At 40.4% G+C, this 1,770-nt stretch carries 2 protein-coding genes; both read left to right on the top strand.

All coding sequences use genetic code 11. The annotated features are described in order from the left end of the window. Nucleotides 1–144: 144 nt before the first annotated feature. A complete protein-coding gene (locus tag DRJ53_RS20945; RefSeq protein WP_114237627.1) occupies nucleotides 145–717 on the top strand; it encodes a hypothetical protein in 573 nt (190 codons plus the stop codon). 199 nt (nucleotides 718–916) lie between these two features. Next, a complete protein-coding gene (locus DRJ53_RS20940; protein ID WP_123893775.1) occupies nucleotides 917–1,522 on the top strand; it encodes a tetratricopeptide repeat protein in 606 nt (201 codons plus the stop codon). Nucleotides 1,523–1,770 lie beyond the last annotated feature (248 nt).

The following is a 1,770-nucleotide window of genomic DNA, read 5'->3' as shown; positions in this document are numbered from 1 at the left end:
GTTACAACATCATTTTTGCACTTCCAAATGAAAGCAGCAGCATAGGCTTCTAAATCATCCTGAATACTGCTAAGTTCGATCTAAACGGAGGTTTTTAGACAAACTGACGTTGCCTGCAACCCGGGAGAATTTTAAACTTTCAAATTGACAAGAGCCAAGTCTTTAAAATATTTAGTGGTTGGACTGATAATGACAATCATCTGTGCTTGGAGTATTGTTGAAGACTTTTGGTTTGGGTGGGTTGGATTTGTATTCTTTGGCTTTGTTAGCGTAATGTTTTTAATTAAGGCTATCAATCCAGAGTTCAAATGGGTTAACGACACAAACATAAACAGCAAAGAGTTTGCTGACAAAACAAAAGCTGATTTCAATAAGCTCTATAATGACAACGGCATTTTTACGTATTCAGACAATGGCTTTACTGTAAAGACTGAGAAAGGCGACAAAAACATTGAGTGGAGACAAGTAAATAAACTGACAGGTTATAAAAGAGACTATTTCACGACGGACTGCATTTGTTTAGTAGTTGAGTATGACAATAATCAAAATTTTGAAATTACAGAGGAACATTCAGGATGGTTTCAGTTCTTGGAACACTTAAAACAAGCATTTCCATCTATTGACAAGTCATGGGAAATTGAAATCTCAACGCCAGCTTTCGCAACGAATCTGACCGTCTTATACGACCGAACAAATGAAAATGCCACATCAAATTAAAATGGGCATGCAGGCAACATGGGTTTTGCGTCATGTGGGCTGACGGCCATGGGCTGAACTATAATTTTCATTTAGCTGTATATCTTTATCCAGGGCTGACCGTTCGCTATTGCCCACACGAACGCAAAGCCCCGAAACGTTGGTGGCAATATTAAAAGTGCTACCGTTCCAAAACTATTTTGACAGAAAACTCTACAGCTTGAAACAGACTTTCTGCAAGACCAAATTAGCCCGTATGTTTCGCTTAGGTTATCATCTTGCTTTTGAGACAAAACCGAAAAAGAAAGACTGGCCGGACATTTATAATCTTTGGTCTTGTGCCGCCTCAGGTGGACATAAACGAGCACAGTTTTATTTGGGGACTTGCTACGACCACGGTTTGGGAACTGAAAAAAACGTGGAAGAAGCTTATAAATGGTTTCTGAAAGCTGCCAAACAAGGACACATGGAGAGCCAGTATAACGTTGGCTTTTTTTACTTTAAAGGCGAAGTGGTTAAGCAGGATTACAAGAAAGCTGTTCACTGGTACACATTAGCTGCAGAAAAAGGCGACACAGAAGCGCAAAGAGATTTGGGATATTGCTACCATTACGGCTTGGGTGTGACTACGGACGACGTGAAAGCTGTTTACTGGTACAAAAGGGCTGCAAGCAAAAACGACCCAAAAGCCCTTTACAACTTGGGACTTTGCTATAAGCATGGAGACGGAGTGAAACAGTCAGTCAGGTGGGCAAAGCATTACTTTGACAAAGCCGCAGCCTTTGGACACAAACAAGCTGCAAAGGAATTGAAAGTTGTTGTTTGACGACAATACTGCCACCAACACAAGCTTTGTAAAATAGCGGCTGACGAGCTACATTTAAGCAACAAAACAATAATCAACAGTAGGAAGTAAGTTAAGCAGCAGTTTTTCAAATTCCGCTACTTCACAAAGCTTTGCTACGTTATGGGCAACAAGACCAAGTGCTTCTATGGAGACTTACACGAGAAATATTAAAACCAAACTAACACTGCTTAGAGTCTCCTTTGTCTTGGCATTAGCCGCCTGTATTT

Origin of the sequence: Paracnuella aquatica (genome assembly GCF_003332885.2) — a bacterium.
In the GTDB taxonomy this organism is placed as follows: Bacteria; Bacteroidota; Bacteroidia; order Chitinophagales; family Chitinophagaceae; genus Flavisolibacter; species Flavisolibacter aquaticus.
The sequence above is the reverse complement of the archived record's forward strand: the minus strand, read 5'-3'. Positions and strand labels throughout refer to the sequence as shown.